The organism is Chryseobacterium culicis, from assembly GCF_002979755.1.
GTDB lineage: Bacteria > Bacteroidota > Bacteroidia > Flavobacteriales > Weeksellaceae > Chryseobacterium > Chryseobacterium culicis_A.
In genome coordinates this window covers 822,263-837,453 of record NZ_PCPP01000001.1, presented here as the reverse complement: position 1 = coordinate 837,453, position 15,191 = coordinate 822,263, and the positions used below count along the sequence as shown (strand labels likewise).

Genomic DNA, 15,191 nt, shown 5'->3' with positions numbered 1-15,191 from the left:
ATTGAACACTAAAGAATACATATCATCCGGAATTATAGAATCTTATATTCTTGGCCATGCTTCTCCTGAGGAAGCAGGGATTTTGGAGTGTGTGATGAAGAATAATGCTGAAGTAAAGGCGGCTTTTGAAGAAGCACAAAAGACTTTGGAACATCTTGCTACAGCAAAAGCTGTAACACCTCCAAGCGAGTTGAGATCTAAGATCTGGAATAAGATTCAACAGGAACAGAATGTTGAAGAAGTAAGTCCTACCCTTTCAACAAATATTCCTGAAATTAAAGATCATAGAGAATCCACTGAAAGAGTAAATATTCAAAAGAATACCAATTGGAAACCGTATGCAATAGCGGCTTCTGTACTGTTCCTGATCAGTGTTGGCGGAAACTTGTTCATGATGAATACACAATCTTCTGATAAAAAGGAAATGGCTTTACTGACTGCTGATAAAAAGGTTCAGGCTCAGGCCATGGAAAGAATGAATCTGAAGATTGATATGTTCTCTAATCCTGATATGCAGATGGTGATGCTGAAGGGGGTTGAAAAGCATACAGAAGCTAAAGCAATGGTTTTCTGGGATAAAAAAACAAAAGAAGTCTATCTGAATGCAGAAAAACTTCCTAAAGCTCCTGAAGGAATGCAGTATCAGCTTTGGGCAATAGAAGACGGAAAACCGGTAAATGCTGGAATGTACACGGAAGATAAAGACAGCAGAATTGCTTTGGCCAGTATTCCTCAAGCGCAGGCTTTTGCCATTACTCTTGAAAAAGAAGGGGGAAGCACTATTCCTACCATGGAAAATATGTTTGTAATGGGAGAAATCTAAAATCTCTTATGGACAAAAAAACAAGGCGGACACAATCAATCCGCCTCGTATCTCCCAAATAATTGAATATGAAAAAAAATATGAATGTCTATATCAAACAGGCTTTCAGCATCAGATCATGCAGGTCTGTATTTTTAATGAAAGGCTGTAAAAGTTCGTTTCCAGGACCATAGGCTGCAACTTCCACATAATCTCCGGAATGGTCCATACTGATCCATCCTACAGAATTTCTGCTTTTCTGAATGTCTGAGTACAGTTTAAAGGGCAGTTTTTTATAATTATAAAGTCCTTCTTCCTCTTTCTCAAGCCCGTTGTAAAAACTCAGCATATGCTTGGCCTCTTCATCATTCAGAACAATTTTATTAGCCTCATAAATCCAGTCTTTAATATCTTTTACCGAATGCTCTTTCTGAATCTTGTTCAGAATATATTCATTGGTATATTGATAGTCTGAAATACTGTTAAAATTCTTGGTGGCCTCTGTTCCATAAATCGTTCCGGGGTTGGCATTTCCATGATCTGTGGTAATAATCACGAGGGTATTTCCATCTTTTTCAGCAAAATCTATGGCTGTTTTTACCGCTTCATCAAACGCCAGCTGATCGTGTATCAACGCTGCTACGTCATTGGCATGGGCTGCCCAGTCTACTTTCCCTGCTTCTACCTGAAGGACAAAACCTTCGGGATGATCTTTCATCTGATGGATGGCTGTATGGGCCATTTCAGCCAGCGTTGGTGTATTTTTGAATTCCTGGAGATGAGCTCTGTCAATACTATAAGGCAATGCACCTGTATTAAAAATACCCAGGAGTTTCTCCCCTTTTCTGATTTCTTTCAGATCATTTTGTGTTTTTAGAATCCGGTATCCTTTTTGGCGATAAACAGAATAAAGATCTTTTTTGTCTTCTCTTTTGGAAGGGTTGAAAAACTCATCTCCTCCTCCTAACAGTACATCGAGTTCCAGATCAGCGTACATTTCAACAATTTGAGGCTCGGCATTTCTTCTGGAAGAATTCACACAGAATCCGGCAGGAGTAGCATGAGTAATGGTTACAGAGGTCACACAACCAGCTTTCTTTCCTGCTTTTTTATATTGCTGCCATATGGGAAGATGTTTCTCTCCGTTAGCTCCCATATTCAGTGTTCCGTTTTTTACTCTGATTCCTCCACCGAATGCTGAGCTTGCGGCCGCAGAATCTGTAACAATAGAACTTGCTGAAGCAGTATCCATCAAAGCACGTGTCACTTTTTTCTCATGATACAAATTGAACCAGTTACTTCCCTTTCCTAAAATATTCCGTGAATAAAGGTCTGCCATTGAAAGCGTTCCGAGGCTCATTCCGTCACTAACCATAAAAATGATGTTCTTTGCTTTACCTGTCCCGGATGTTTCACTATTTTTCCCGAAGCTCCAGAGATCAGACGGTGATAAGGTCAATAACCCTGAAAGTATTGCAGATCCTTTTAGAAATTTTCTTCTGTCCATATTGTTTTGAAATAATGCTGTAAGTTATTGTATTTAGTGTTTTACTGAAACTTTGTTGCATTAAATAAAGGTTAATTTTAAATATTCTTCGGAAACGGATCTTCAAACATCATATTCTGATCAAACATTTCTTTTTCCTTATCGTTAATGAGGCAATGTTGCAGCTGTAATAACATTTGATCTTTATCCAGATTCTGCCCGATAAACACCAGTTCATTGATTCGGTCTCCCCAGTTTTTATCCCATCTGCTTTCTATAAACTTTTGGTTTTCTGCAAATGAAGAATATTGTACCCTTTGATTCAAAGGCATGCTGCACCACCATACACCCGCCTTTTCAAGACGAAAAGATCCTCCTGCCTGGGAAAAATTCAAAGCATCATTGGGTCTTGAAGCCAGCCAGAACAGTCCTTTAGCTCTGATTGCTCCTTCCGGGTATTGCTGGTTCAGAAATTTCCATAATCTTACAGGATGAAAAGGTCTCTTATCCCTGAAAACCATTGAACTTATTCCGTATTCTTCAGTTTCAGGGGTATGATGCTCAGACTGTAATTCTTTTTGCCAGCCGGCTGAAGATTGTGCTTTATCGAAATCAAAAAGCTGTGTATTCAAAATCTTTTGAGGGTCAATTTTCCCAAATTCAGAATGGAGAAGAACTGCATCCGGATTCAATTTCTTTATGGCAGCTGTTAAAAAGCCAAGGGTTTCAGTATTGATAAGATCTGTTTTGTTTAAAATAATCACATTGGCAAATTCAATCTGGTCGGTAAGAAGATTGACAATGGTTCTGTAATCCCCTTCCATATCTGTAAGGTCACGATCCGTCAGCATTTCATTAGAACCGAAATCATGCATAAAGTTGAAACAATCTACCACCGTTACCATTGTATCTACATAACTGAACCTGGAAAGATCGATTCCGCTCTCTTCATCTACATACGTAAAGGTCTGGGCAACCGGAATAGGCTCACTGATTCCTGTACTTTCAATAAGGAGATAGTCGAAACGGTTTTCATGAGCAAGGCGTTCTACTTCTACCATAAGATCTTCCCGAAGTGTGCAGCAAATGCATCCGTTACTCATTTCCACCAGTTTTTCTTCTGTTCTTGAAAGGGTATTTTGGTTTTCAACAAGGCGGGCATCAATATTAACTTCACTCATATCATTCACAATAACTGCTACTTTTAAGCCCTGTTTGTTGTGTAGAATATGGTTTAATAATGTCGTTTTGCCCGCTCCCAGAAAGCCACTGAGTACAGTTACAGGAAGTTTTTTAGTCATGTTTTTAATGTTTATGATTTTTAAAATTGATGATATGACCTGTAATCAAACCTGCTGCTCCTATGTAGATCAGAGGAATATGTATTTCAAACAAGAGATCTGTGAGTACAGAAATGAAGATAAGAGCAATAGATATCCAGAATAAAAATTTCAGCCAGCGCTTCTCCATTTTTTGGGTTACCCTGAATACGACAACTGCTCCAATAAAAAGGAAAGCCAGATCAATATAGGGATTGTGTGATATTCCCAATGGGACAATCAGTAATAATGGAAAGACAATACAATGAATCAGGCATAAAACAGCAGCGGAGATTCCTACAGCATCAAGAATTTTTGATTTCATAATAGTATGGATTAATTTTCTTATCGTAACTTTGTTGCAAAAGTAGACATAAAAAATTAAATAACGCAACTTTGTTGCATTAAAATATGAAACAGGTCAGAAATACTCATGCCAAAACTGAAATTTTAAACCTTATTAATGGTTCAGATGTAGCCCTTACCCACTCTGATATTCAGAAAAAACTGGGTGATTTGTGCAATAGAGTAACCATTTACAGGGTGTTGGAAAGGCTTGAAAACGAAGGAGCTATCCACAAGGTTGTCAATATTGACGGAGTGGTAAATTTTGCAAAGTGCAGTGGCAAATGCAGTCATGAACAGCATTTTCACAATCATGTTCATTTTAACTGTAAAGAATGTCATTCTGTAACATGCATTGAAAATGCTATTCCGGAAATCAGTTTACCGGAGCATTTTATCGCACAGGAATACAATTTTATTATCAGCGGGATTTGTCCGAAATGTGCTGACGCTTAAAAAAGCAAAAAGGCAGAAAAACGAATTCGCTCATCTGCCTTTTTACCTTTGTTTGCTGTTATAAGGAAGAGATATAGACTTCTATTTTGGTTCCGTCATAATTGAAGGTTCCATCAGAATTCTTTTTACCTAATACCCATTTCATATCTACGGGTACGGTCCATGCAGATCCTAACGAAAAACCGTTTACAGATCTTATTTCATTTCCGTTTCCTGTAGTAATTGCTGAATGAAAGAAGGTTTTATCAATAAGTCTGTAGAAACCAATGGCTTTTCCTCCGGGAATGGGCGAATATCCATCCCATTTTTCTCCTGCCGGATAATTAAACAGAGTTAACCATTTTTGTCCTGCTGATTCTGCCAGCTGAGTAGGACTTATTCTGGCACCACGCATATACAATGCATAGGCTACCACATCATGACATACTCCACTGTTGTATTTCGAAATATTCTCTTCCCCAGAGAGAATGGCATGGGCAACGGGTGCCCTTTCGGATAGGGATAGCTGAGCCTTCCTGGCTCCTTCCGGTGTAATAAATGACATATTATACTATTTTGTTTTGGTAGGGTAAAGATACAGCTTTAAAATTTAATCACGATTGTAGGAAAATATAGATAGGGTTTTAGAAAATATGAATAGATAATATTTTAAGTTTGGGCTAAAGCCATTGGACTTTATATTTTTTACTAAAACGGGCTAAAGCCCGTTCCTATTGAATCTTTGTAATATTTTTTAGATAGGTTGTTGTACATCAATAGAAGTGGGCTTTAGCCCGCTTATTTTATGGTTTGTGATGATCCAAAGTTTAATGTAAATATCGTTTTGAGAAAACCTCCTAATTTTAGATTTAAAATAATTTAGCAATAGAACATACATTCATAGCTGAAAAGTTTTCCATTTTTAAAGGTGAAAATGAAAAGGCCTGCATCACTATTTTGAATGTGATATTCATGGGGTGAAGAGATCCAGCGGGTAGACAGCATATCACCAAAACGGTTTACGAAATCCCTTTCATCATACTGGGAATCCATGCGTACATTTCCTAAGACTAAGGCTTCACCATTGCTAAAAGACATCTTATAGATACTCCCGGAAACTTTTCCTTTATATTCTTCAAAGGCAACAATGGTGTTGGGGGTTCTGTAAAAATATTGAGGTTCCCAGCCACATTCAGGAGTATTGGGAATATCTTTCACTTTCTGCATGTCCAGCTGTTTTACCTGAGCCTCTGTAATTTTTCCGTCAAAAAGTTGAGTGTCTTTCCATATAAAATGCAGGTTCAGGGCTTTGAGTTTTTTTTCATAAGCTTCCGTTCCCGGTTTTTTTGCCAATTGATCTGCCAGAAGGCGTTCAAAGTCGATATCTATTTTAGGATTTTCTACACCGGCATTTGTATAAGATTCTTTCCAGTAATTCAAGGCTTGCTTCAAATTTTTGTCTTCCAGCCATGCCATTTCACGTAATCTTCCCACCTGTGTAAGTTCCTTTTCCTTATTTTTTCCTTTCACTGCAAGATATTCTTTTAGAACTTTCTCATAAGTAAGCTCAGTACCGAGATATTTCATTTGAATATATTCAGGATTCTCATGGAAATGATCTCCAATATATACCCAGCCATCCTGATATAAAGGGACATAATCAATACACACCAGCTCATTTAAAGCAGCTCTTCGGATGGCGGCACTTTCTGTGGCAGGAGCTTTTCTTACCCGTAATTCAGACACCTGTACATAATAGTGTGGACACTGGTATCCCTGTGTTCCTCTATAAAAATACTGAACAGGTTCACCCGCAGATTTCTTGCCACGCATGGATTTTAATAAAGGCTGCCGATCTATAAACCCAATATCACCGTTACTTACCTGTACTTTATATTGGGTTTGGGTAGAATCCAGAAGGTAAACAGGAGCTTCGGTGGAAAATATTCCCAGAAGGTCTTTATTATTCCCATTTTCACGATAGAGATGTCCCCATTCGGATGTATAAACAGGATGCTCACCAGGTTTTTGAGCCATGATAGAATAAAAACAGCAATGAATAATGCCGGCTCCTAATAGTATCTTTTTCAACATATTGTAATTTGGACAAACCTAATATTTCCCTTTTTTGGAAAAGAGTTTGCTATTGTTATAAGGTTATTTCCTTCAAAAATACTGAATAATGAAGGACATTCCTACTCTTATTGTTATTCAGAATGGGTATAAATTCCATGCTATTCACCTGTTCCCATTGGGTAGCGCCAATAAAAATACTATTTTTATCCGCCAAAAAAAGTAAAGACTAATTTATGCCGACTGATGCTTCTCATAAGCTGATTCCGATGACCACTTTCGTGCTGGAATATTATTCTCACGAAGGATATGCCGATCTTCAGATTTTGAATCTGATGAATAATTATGCCAATTTCTTAAAGAAGCGTTTGACTCTTGGAATGTTTGTTCCCGTAGACCGTAAAGGAGATATTCTGAAAGAGCCTAAAAACTATTCTGAATGGAAATCTCTGGATCATAATGACGGAAAAAGAACAGATGTTGCCGGATTTGAAGAATACGCGGAATATCAGAAGGCTGAGCAGAACTGCATGTTTGAAGGTTTTAAAGTAGATTATAACGGCTATTCAAAAGTACGGATTATAGCTTCATATGATCCTTCTATTGAATTATCTTTTAATAAGAATGATCTGATTCCTTCAGGATTTAACGATGTAGAATCCCTTACTGTTTTTGATGACATCTTTTTAACATCCAGTGCGTTAAAAGCAATCGGAATAAAAAGATAAAACTGTATCTGTTTGTCAATCAATTATTTTCCTATTGATCTCTTTTTAAACTCAGAAGGAGACATTTCTTTATACGCTTTGAATATTTTATTGAAATGACTGGCATCATTAAAGCTTAGCTTATCTGCTATCTCACTGATGTTGTAGTGGCTTTGAAGTAAAAGTTTTTCCGCCGTTTTTATTTTATGCTGCATAATATGCTGTTGTATGGAGAAACCAGTCTGCTTTTTAATATAGATGCTGATATAATTGGGCGAAAGCATAAACTCTTTGGCAAGATTCTCAATTTTCATTTTATTGGCATCCAAGGCATTGACATTGATATAATATAATATCCTTTCAATTCTGCTTAGATTTTGGGTAATCCAGTTTTTGGTGGTGGCAGTATTCATCGTATTTCGGATGAGAATGGTAATGATCGCTGAAAAAAGATCGCTGGTAATCTCTTTATTATAGGTGTTTTTATGACTGAATTCATACAGGAGAATGCTGGCAAGCTGTAACAGGTGTATTCTATCTGTTTTACTTTTAATCACTGATTCGTAAACGAAAGAATGATCTTCCATCAGAAGCTGAACAACCTTTTTAAGCTCATTCTTTTTATTAGACAAAAGGTTTTCCCAGATATACTGTTCCGTAAATTTTATATAAATAAACCTTGTTTTGCTTTTAATAGAAAACTCATGGCCATCACTGGGTCTGAGAAGAAAAACATCTCCTTTTTTGTAGGGAAAAGTAATATTGTTGAGATGATGAAACCCTTTCCCGTTTTCTATAATAATCAGTTCATAGAAATTATGATTGTGATATTCAACGTCCCAAATTTCTTTTTCAATACTGAAAACATTAAAAGAATTGAAATTAACGATTCGTTTCATCTAAGAATGGATTTTTACAAATTTACCATTAATTTTTACAATACAAACTGATGGGCTATTCCTCAATTTTGTCCTATCAATACATTCAATATGAAATACATAAAACAATCAGTATTGTTGCTTGCCTCAACAATTGTTTTGATGTCTTTTTCTGATCGTCAGGACAAAGATAAAAGAGAGAAAAAGGAACCACATGAAGCAAAGATTTCCACCAAAAAATACTGGCCTAATGGTGCTCAGCTGGTCATTTCTGTTTCTATGCAGTTTGAAACAGGCGGACAACCGGAAGGGGCAGAAAGTCCGTTCAGTGGAACTCCTCTTCCTAAGGGCCAGCCGGATCTTCCGGCGGAAAGCTGGTACCGCTATGGTGGGAATGAAGGCATTTACCGGATGCTGGATTTATGGAAAAAATACAATATTAAAGTAACGTCTCATGTAGTGGGAACGGCAGCGGAAAAATATCCCGAAGTCGCTAAAGCGATTGCAAACGGAGGGCATGAAATTGCTGCTCACGGTATTTCCTGGGACAATCAATGGAATAAGAGCTATTCTGATGAGTTGAATTTTGTCAAAGAAGGTGTCAATGTGGTTGAAAAGATTACTGGTCAGAAAGCAGTAGGCTACAATTGTAATTGGCTGAGAAGAAGCCCGAATACCCTTAAAGTATTACAGGAGCTCGGCTTTTTGTATCACATAGATGATGTAAGCCATGATGAGCCCTTCATTAGCAAAGTAAAAGGGAAAAATTTTGTAGTAATTCCTTATACATTGCGTAACAATGATATTGTCAATATCGAAGGAAAACACTGGAGCCCGGATCAGTTTCTGGCTCAATTGAAGTTTGAGTTTGATCGTCTCTATGAAGAAGGTGCTTCCAAAAGAAGAATGATGAGCATCAGTTTTCATGACAGAATTGGTGGAACTCCGGCAATGGTGCACGCCATGGAAGAATTCATTAAATACACCAAAGAAAAACAAGGGGTAATCTTTATGAGAAAAGATGATATCGCCAAAATGGTAATGAATGATCCCGATACTCCGGTTGATAATAGTGAAGAAAAGTTTAATAAGTAAGGAAGCGGGAAGCTGGAGGAAGGAAGTTATTAAGGTCTGCAAAAACAAATTATAGTTAATTAAGTACAGTGAAGTGAATCATACCGGATATAACTTCCAGCATCCGGCTTCCAGCTTCCAACCAAAAAATACCTTTATGAATAATACAAAAACAGCCTATTTTTTCCTTCGTGTTTCGATGGGAATAAACCTTTTAGGACACGGATTGGTCCGATTGGTAAAATTACAGGACTTTGCCTCAGGAATGATGAAAGGTTTTGAAACAAGCTGGCTTCCACAGCCATTGGTACAGCTCTTTGGGATAACGCTCCCCTTTTTGGAATTTCTCATCGGATTATTGCTTATGATTGGTTTTAAAACCCGAATTGCCACTATAGCCGGAGCTTCCCTGATCATCCTGCTGCTTTTTGGAAGCAGTACCGTTGAAAACTGGGAAGCCATGGGAATTCAGATGATTTATGCAGGTTTATTTTACCTATTGATCAGCAGAATTGAAGATAATTATCTGGCACTGGATAGAAAAAATTAAACCAAGCTAACGAAGCAGTGAAGGCTGGGAAAGAAAAGGAAACAAAGAGAAATAAAGAATAAATTATTCAATCGTTGTGATCTTTACTTTCTCAGTTTTTTTATGATCTCAGAGATTATGTTACAACTTTCATGAATTCAGCTACTCTATTTTTATCATTATGCCCGAATTTTGTATCAGAAATAAAAGCAGCTGAAAATATTCTGTTTATTTTCAATGCAATATCCAACCCTCAAAATAAAAAATGATGCAAACGATATTAGGAGCCAATGGACAGATTGGCGAAGAACTGGCAAGAGAACTGGCAAGAAATTATACTTCAGATATCCGTATTGTCAGCAGAAATGCTAAAAAAGTAAATGCTACAGATCGTATTTTCTCAGCAGACTTATCAGACAGAGAAAAAGCAATAGAAGCCGTGAAAGGAAGTGAAATTGCTTATTTTACCCTTGGACTTCCTATGGATACCAATCTTTGGGAAAAACAATTCTCGATAATATTGAAAAATGTTATTGAAGCTTGCAAAATCAATGGAACGAAGCTGGTATTTTTTGATAATACCTATATGTACCCTCAAAATAATGAGGTTTTAACGGAGCATACTCAATTTGCTCCTGTAGGCAGAAAAGGAAATGTAAGAAGAGAAATGGCAGAAATGCTTTTGAAAGAGATAAAAGCCGGAACAATAGAAGCCGTCATCTGCAGAGCTCCTGAATTTTATGGCCCCGGAAAAACTCAAAGTATTACCAATAGTCTTATTTTCAATGCTATCAAAGAAGATAAAAAACTGAAAGTCCCTTTAAGAGATGATAAATTACGAAGCCTGATCTGGACATCTGATGCAAGCCGTGCTACAGCTTTAATCGGAAATACTCCCGATGTTTATGGACAAACCTGGCATTTGCCGGTAGACGATAATAAGTTAACCTATGAAGAATTCATTGCATTGACTTCTCAGATCTATGGGAAAGAATTCAGGTATTCCGTAATCCCCAATCTGGCTTTTACCATAGGATCTTTCTTCAATAAAAATGCAAAAGAATTGAAGGAACTGCTTCCAAGATATCAATATGATAATCTCTTTGACGATTCAAAATTCAGAAAAAGGTTCCCGGAGTTTAAGGTAACTACCTACAGACAGGGAATTGAACAGATCAAAAAAGAACAGCTAGCGGCAAAATAATACGGTTAAAATAAGTAACTTAGAAACACCAATACCACAACCGAAGGGGAAAATATTCCCCTCCTTTAGAGGGGTGGCGAAAATTCACAGAATTTTTGACGGGGTGGTTAAAGGATAAACTCAAACAAAAAAGGAAATGAAAGCTCCTGAAAAAGTAACTTCTATCACAGCATTACACAACTATCTGAAACTGAAAAGGCCTTCCAACCCTCTGATCAGCGTATTTGATTTTAATGAAGTGAATATAGATCCGGAAACGATACTAAGTGCCGTGACTACAGATTTTTATGTGGTTTCCATTAAAAAGGATTGTGCAGGAAGATGTAAATATGGACAGCATTATTATGATTTTGAGGATGGAATTATGTATTTTATTGCTCCCCATCAGGTATTGCAGTTTGAAGATATTCTGCTTTCCGAAGTGAGAGGAAATGTATTGGTCATACATCCTGATTTTCTGCAGGGATATCCGTTAGCCTCTATCATAAAAGATTACGGCTACTTCTCCTATACGGCCAATGAAGCGCTCTACCTTTCCGAAAAAGAAGAAAAATCTGTAACGGATATCATGGGTAATATCAGCAGAGAGATAGAAGCCAATATGGATGGTTTTACCCAGGATTTATTGCTTTCCAATATTGATTTGCTGTTGAAATACTGTGACAGATTCTACAACCGTCAGTTTTTAACCCGAAAAAAAGTAAATCATGATCTTTTGACTCAACTTGAAAATTTACTGGATGATTATTTCAAAAATGAAAAACTGCTGATCAATGGGATTCCCACCGTACAGTTTGTGGCAGGACAAATGAATATAAGTCCCAATTATCTAAGTGACATGCTGAGGGTGCATACAGGACAGACCACGCAGCAGCATATTCAGAACAGAGTGATTGAAAAGGCAAAAGAGCTGTTGTCTACCACTACAATGTCTGTATCTGAGATTGCTTACAATCTGGGATTTGAGCATCCACAGTCTTTTCATCGTTTGTTTAAAAATCAGACCGCTGTTTCTCCTTTAGAATTCAGAAAGAGCTTTAATTAGAGCTTTTTGACAAGCCTATAAATCTCATAATGTACGCTAATTAAAAAGCAAGTATAAATATTTTATTATATTTGTCTGAATTGCATGGGATTTATGACAGGAAAGAATGGAATATTACATGGTATACAGATCGTTAGTATATTTTTAATACTAGTCCATTTTCTGATCCCAAAAACAGAAAACACAACCTTTTCTACCATAGAAATCACAAGTAATTCCAAATCCGAAGAAAGTCCTCAGAAAAAATGTAATAAGACTTTTCTTGAAGAAAATAACAAGACTCCGATAAAATGCAATAATAACTATTGCTCTAATTCTTCTCTCTTTTTTACCACCTCTTTTCCTTCCTTTGGATTTGAAAAATTTATGGATCCGGAAATAAGCAACGGCTTCTTTTTATATGATGATCCGCCCTATTCTTCTTTTTTTAATTCTATTTGGATTCCGCCCAAAATAAAAATGTAATTTTCAGTTATTGGTAAAATAACATTTTTCAGCTATGGAATATTTTTTTCCATAGCCTATCCTATTATCTAAACCAGAATTACATGACCAGCTGCTGTTCATGGCTTTGTCACGGTGATGTAATCAAAAAATGAATTAAAAAAATAATGAAAACAATAGTATCAAACCTCGAAAAAAATACGAATACCATCTATATAATATGCAGAATATTAATTGGATTATTCTTTTTTGTAGCAGGCTTTAACAAGCTTTTTCATCCTATTTTCCAGGGATATATGTTCAATACCATCAGTACCATAGGATTTCCTTTTCCTCAGTTTACGGCCAATTTCACCGCCTTTTGTGAATGTGTCTTTGGTTTATTTCTAATGCTGGGTTTTTGGACGAGAATAAGCTCCGTATTTTTAATCATTATTATACTTGTTGCTTTATTTACCCATGACCTGGGCTCAATTCCTAAGGAACTTATTCCTATCAAACCCGAAACCGGAATTTATGAAATGGATCCTTTTACATGGCTTGGCTATTTTCTATACCTGCCTCAAATGTTATATCTCCTGTTTTTACTTCTGTTTTTGTTTCAGGGGTGCACAGGATTTGGAATTGATCGTTTCCAAAAAACAAAATCTGGAAATAGTTAATAATTATAAACAGCTCTCTTTTTGGGAGCTGTTTTTTATTGGAAAATCGCAAAGTCGCAAGGTTTTTCTAAATTTTATGTATGATTTTAAGACGCAAGAAAATCGAAGACTTTCAGCAAGTGATGATTGTGTTTTTATAATAGAGTAAAGTGATTAGCATATTTTTGCATCAACATCTGTGAAAGTTTTAAAACATACAGTGTTTAATTTTATCGAAGATAAAATCCTTGCGCCTTACAGAAGCTTTTTTAATATCATTTTGCGCCTTTGCGTTTCCCAAATAGAAGCATTCAAAAAAATAAAAAAACGCAAAGATTTAATGGTTTCAGATTTTTACTAAAAATGAGTAATGATATAATGTCAACGGACTGTATCATTGATTTTTCCCCCTTTGATTCCTCAAGATAAAGTAAAACATTAAAATCTTTGCGTTAAAAAATATTTATAACAAGACCTGGTAAAAAAACAAAGTTTAAAGACCCAGACCTTTTTATTAGAGCGAGCAAATATGCTATAAAGTCACTGATGAAGCTACGCGGCTATGCGTTTGCGTGGAAAGAATCAATGCATTGATTCCTGTCTTTGCCTTCTTAAATTTGTAATGAATAATTTAAATCCTTTGCGTTAAAAAAATATACATTCCCTCTCAATTGCATACCTGTTTTTTACGATAAAACTGATTTGGTTATCGTAATAAGGCTCATGGCAATAACTACCATTCCTACCACGACAAACATTTTCTTTGTTGGCAGTTTTGAGGTAAGCATGGCAGAAAAAGGAGCTGTAAAAACACCACCCAGCAAAAGCCCCAAAACAATATTCCAGTGATGGATACCAATGGTAAAGATGAAGGTAACTGCACTGGTTATGGTAAGTAAAAACTTGGCAACAGTTGAGCTTCCCACTACATATCGGGGAATTCGTCCTTCTTTGATCAATGTTCCGGTTACTAATGGTCCCCATCCGCCTCCTGCAAAAGAATCAATAAAACCACCTACCAATCCTAATACTCTGAGATTGGTTCTGCGTTTGGTTTTACCTTGCCCTGATTTTTTATCTTTGAATGCATTTCTTAAGATATTTACCCCAAGATACAAGGTATAGCAGGCGATAATTGGCTTTACAATATGAGCATAATGTTCTCCATAATGAGAAAGCGTTAATGCTCCGATAACAGAACCTACAATAGCCAGCGGGAATAATACCCACACCATTTTCTTATTGACATTTCCCAGTTTATAATGACTGAAACTTCCGGCTGCAGTAGTAAATGATTCTGCAGAATGAATGCTTGCACTCACTACAGGTGGTGGTACATTCAACAGCAGAAGTATGGTGGTACATATTACTCCATACCCCATTCCCATGGATCCGGCCACAATTTCTGCCATAAAACCTGCAAACAGCATCCAGTAAAAAATATGACCGTCTTTATTCAGAAAGTATTGGATATCACCGGAAAGATTGAACTGATACACCACGAGCCCAAATAATCCAAAAAGCAATAAAACACCTATAATGGCAAGATAAATATTGGCTTTTCTCTGAGCTGTTTTGGTAATATTGATCAGTTTCTCAATTTCCCTATCCGGTTTTGAAGCAACTTTTCCGTCAGATAGATATTCTGTAGTGATCTTATTGAGTTCTTTCACTTTGTAATTGAAATCTCCTGTCAATTGATTTCGGATATTCTGCATATTATCCAGAACATGATCCATTTCGTCAGGGATGATTTCAGTAAAAGTTTCTCTTAATCTTTTAGCGATAGTCGGAGATTTTCCATTGGTGGAAATGGCAATTTTAAGGCTTCCTTTTTTGACAATGGAACCTAAATAGAAATCACACAAATCCGGTTTGTCAGCAATATTGACTAATACATTATTTTGTTGTGCTTTTTCTCTGATCTCTCCTGCCAGTACAATATCATTTACCGCAATAATTGCAAGATCCATATCATTAAAATCATGATCATTGTATGACCTTTCGTGAAGAGTGATATTGGAGAACTGATTTTGTAAGGTTCTGACTTCAGGGATAATTTCTTTTGCTACCAGTTTGATGGATGTTTCAGGTGAATTACCCAGTACGGATTCCAGTTTTTCAAGAGCTACCTTTCCACCACCGATGATCAATAGTGAAAGGTTTTCAAGTTTTAAAAATATGGGATATAAAGAATTGCTCATGCTGA

Annotated in this window: 15 protein-coding genes; 8 read left to right on the top strand and 7 right to left on the bottom strand. The window is 36.6% G+C overall.

The window, feature by feature from the left end; all coding sequences use genetic code 11:
* Window position 1 precedes the first annotated feature (1 nt).
* On the top strand, window positions 2–823 hold the full coding sequence (locus CQ022_RS03930; protein WP_105682260.1) for an anti-sigma factor domain-containing protein: 822 nt from the start codon (window positions 2–4) through the stop codon (window positions 821–823).
* Window positions 824–911: 88 nt separating this feature from the next.
* Here CQ022_RS03930 and CQ022_RS03925 read toward each other — a convergent pair whose 3' ends face one another.
* The 3 genes from CQ022_RS03925 to CQ022_RS03915 all read right to left on the bottom strand — a co-directional run bounded on the left by CQ022_RS03925 (window position 912) and on the right by CQ022_RS03915 (window position 3,932).
* Complete coding sequence (locus tag CQ022_RS03925; protein WP_105682261.1) at window positions 912–2,309, bottom strand: alkaline phosphatase; 1,398 nt, start codon at window positions 2,307–2,309, stop codon at window positions 912–914.
* Between the two features lie 77 nt (window positions 2,310–2,386).
* On the bottom strand, window positions 2,387–3,589 hold the full coding sequence (locus tag CQ022_RS03920; protein ID WP_105682262.1) for a GTP-binding protein: 1,203 nt from the start codon (window positions 3,587–3,589) through the stop codon (window positions 2,387–2,389).
* A gap of 4 nt (window positions 3,590–3,593) precedes the next feature.
* Entirely contained in the window at window positions 3,594–3,932 is a 339-nt protein-coding gene (locus CQ022_RS03915) for a MerC domain-containing protein (RefSeq protein WP_105682263.1), read from the bottom strand.
* A gap of 86 nt (window positions 3,933–4,018) precedes the next feature.
* Between CQ022_RS03915 and CQ022_RS03910 the strand changes: the two genes are divergently transcribed.
* A complete protein-coding gene (locus CQ022_RS03910; RefSeq protein ID WP_105682264.1) occupies window positions 4,019–4,408 on the top strand; it encodes a Fur family transcriptional regulator in 390 nt (129 codons plus the stop codon).
* Window positions 4,409–4,466: 58 nt separating this feature from the next.
* Here the strand turns inward: CQ022_RS03910 and CQ022_RS03905 are convergent, their stop codons facing one another.
* Window positions 4,467–4,952: a hypothetical protein gene (locus tag CQ022_RS03905; RefSeq protein ID WP_105682265.1), complete on the bottom strand. Its 486-nt coding sequence runs from the start codon at window positions 4,950–4,952 to the stop codon at window positions 4,467–4,469.
* Window positions 4,953–5,266: 314 nt separating this feature from the next.
* On the bottom strand, window positions 5,267–6,481 hold the full coding sequence (locus tag CQ022_RS03900; protein ID WP_123864378.1) for a hypothetical protein: 1,215 nt from the start codon (window positions 6,479–6,481) through the stop codon (window positions 5,267–5,269).
* Between the two features lie 215 nt (window positions 6,482–6,696).
* On the opposite strand from CQ022_RS03900, the gene CQ022_RS03895 reads away from it, so the two are divergent.
* Window positions 6,697–7,188: a hypothetical protein gene (locus CQ022_RS03895; protein WP_105682267.1), complete on the top strand. Its 492-nt coding sequence runs from the start codon at window positions 6,697–6,699 to the stop codon at window positions 7,186–7,188.
* A 23-nt stretch (window positions 7,189–7,211) separates the two neighbouring features.
* Here CQ022_RS03895 and CQ022_RS03890 read toward each other — a convergent pair whose 3' ends face one another.
* Entirely contained in the window at window positions 7,212–8,066 is an 855-nt protein-coding gene (locus CQ022_RS03890) for an AraC family transcriptional regulator (RefSeq protein WP_105682268.1), read from the bottom strand.
* A gap of 90 nt (window positions 8,067–8,156) precedes the next feature.
* Between CQ022_RS03890 and CQ022_RS03885 the strand changes: the two genes are divergently transcribed.
* From CQ022_RS03885 to CQ022_RS03860, 5 genes are all read left to right on the top strand, one after another.
* Window positions 8,157–9,140, top strand: a complete 984-nt coding sequence (locus tag CQ022_RS03885; protein ID WP_105682269.1) for a polysaccharide deacetylase family protein — start codon at window positions 8,157–8,159, stop codon at window positions 9,138–9,140.
* 136 nt (window positions 9,141–9,276) lie between these two features.
* Window positions 9,277–9,669, top strand: a complete 393-nt coding sequence (locus CQ022_RS03880; RefSeq protein WP_123864377.1) for a DoxX family protein — start codon at window positions 9,277–9,279, stop codon at window positions 9,667–9,669.
* A gap of 247 nt (window positions 9,670–9,916) precedes the next feature.
* Window positions 9,917–10,852 carry an NAD-dependent epimerase/dehydratase family protein gene (locus tag CQ022_RS03875; protein ID WP_105682271.1) on the top strand — a complete coding sequence of 312 codons (936 nt, stop codon included), beginning with the start codon at window positions 9,917–9,919 and terminating at the stop codon, window positions 10,850–10,852.
* Between the two features lie 136 nt (window positions 10,853–10,988).
* Window positions 10,989–11,897: a helix-turn-helix domain-containing protein gene (locus tag CQ022_RS03870; RefSeq protein WP_105682272.1), complete on the top strand. Its 909-nt coding sequence runs from the start codon at window positions 10,989–10,991 to the stop codon at window positions 11,895–11,897.
* A 611-nt stretch (window positions 11,898–12,508) separates the two neighbouring features.
* Window positions 12,509–13,003 (top strand): DoxX family protein, encoded by a 495-nt coding sequence (locus tag CQ022_RS03860; RefSeq protein WP_105682274.1) that lies wholly within the window; start codon window positions 12,509–12,511, stop codon window positions 13,001–13,003.
* Window positions 13,004–13,668: 665 nt separating this feature from the next.
* On the opposite strand, the gene CQ022_RS03855 is transcribed toward CQ022_RS03860, so the two are convergent.
* Window positions 13,669–15,186, bottom strand: coding sequence for a TSUP family transporter (locus CQ022_RS03855; protein WP_105682275.1), 1,518 nt, complete (start codon window positions 15,184–15,186; stop codon window positions 13,669–13,671).
* Between the last annotated feature and the right edge of the window lie 5 nt (window positions 15,187–15,191).

Bases quoted from the DNA above. Each gene is read 5' to 3' on its own strand.
- CQ022_RS03925 (WP_105682261.1), bottom strand. From the start codon at position 2,309: ATGGACAGAAGAAAATTTCTAAAAGGATCTGCAATACTTTCAGGGTTA.
- CQ022_RS03920 (WP_105682262.1), bottom strand. From the start codon at position 3,589: ATGACTAAAAAACTTCCTGTAACTGTACTCAGTGGCTTTCTGGGAGCG.
- CQ022_RS03915 (WP_105682263.1), bottom strand. From the start codon at position 3,932: ATGAAATCAAAAATTCTTGATGCTGTAGGAATCTCCGCTGCTGTTTTA.
- CQ022_RS03910 (WP_105682264.1), top strand. From the start codon at position 4,019: ATGAAACAGGTCAGAAATACTCATGCCAAAACTGAAATTTTAAACCTT.
- CQ022_RS03905 (WP_105682265.1), bottom strand. From the start codon at position 4,952: ATGTCATTTATTACACCGGAAGGAGCCAGGAAGGCTCAGCTATCCCTA.
- CQ022_RS03900 (WP_123864378.1), bottom strand. From the start codon at position 6,481: ATGTTGAAAAAGATACTATTAGGAGCCGGCATTATTCATTGCTGTTTT.
- CQ022_RS03895 (WP_105682267.1), top strand. From the start codon at position 6,697: ATGCCGACTGATGCTTCTCATAAGCTGATTCCGATGACCACTTTCGTG.
- CQ022_RS03890 (WP_105682268.1), bottom strand. From the start codon at position 8,066: ATGAAACGAATCGTTAATTTCAATTCTTTTAATGTTTTCAGTATTGAA.
- CQ022_RS03885 (WP_105682269.1), top strand. From the start codon at position 8,157: ATGAAATACATAAAACAATCAGTATTGTTGCTTGCCTCAACAATTGTT.
- CQ022_RS03880 (WP_123864377.1), top strand. From the start codon at position 9,277: ATGAATAATACAAAAACAGCCTATTTTTTCCTTCGTGTTTCGATGGGA.
- CQ022_RS03875 (WP_105682271.1), top strand. From the start codon at position 9,917: ATGCAAACGATATTAGGAGCCAATGGACAGATTGGCGAAGAACTGGCA.
- CQ022_RS03870 (WP_105682272.1), top strand. From the start codon at position 10,989: ATGAAAGCTCCTGAAAAAGTAACTTCTATCACAGCATTACACAACTAT.
- CQ022_RS03860 (WP_105682274.1), top strand. From the start codon at position 12,509: ATGAAAACAATAGTATCAAACCTCGAAAAAAATACGAATACCATCTAT.
- CQ022_RS03855 (WP_105682275.1), bottom strand. From the start codon at position 15,186: ATGAGCAATTCTTTATATCCCATATTTTTAAAACTTGAAAACCTTTCA.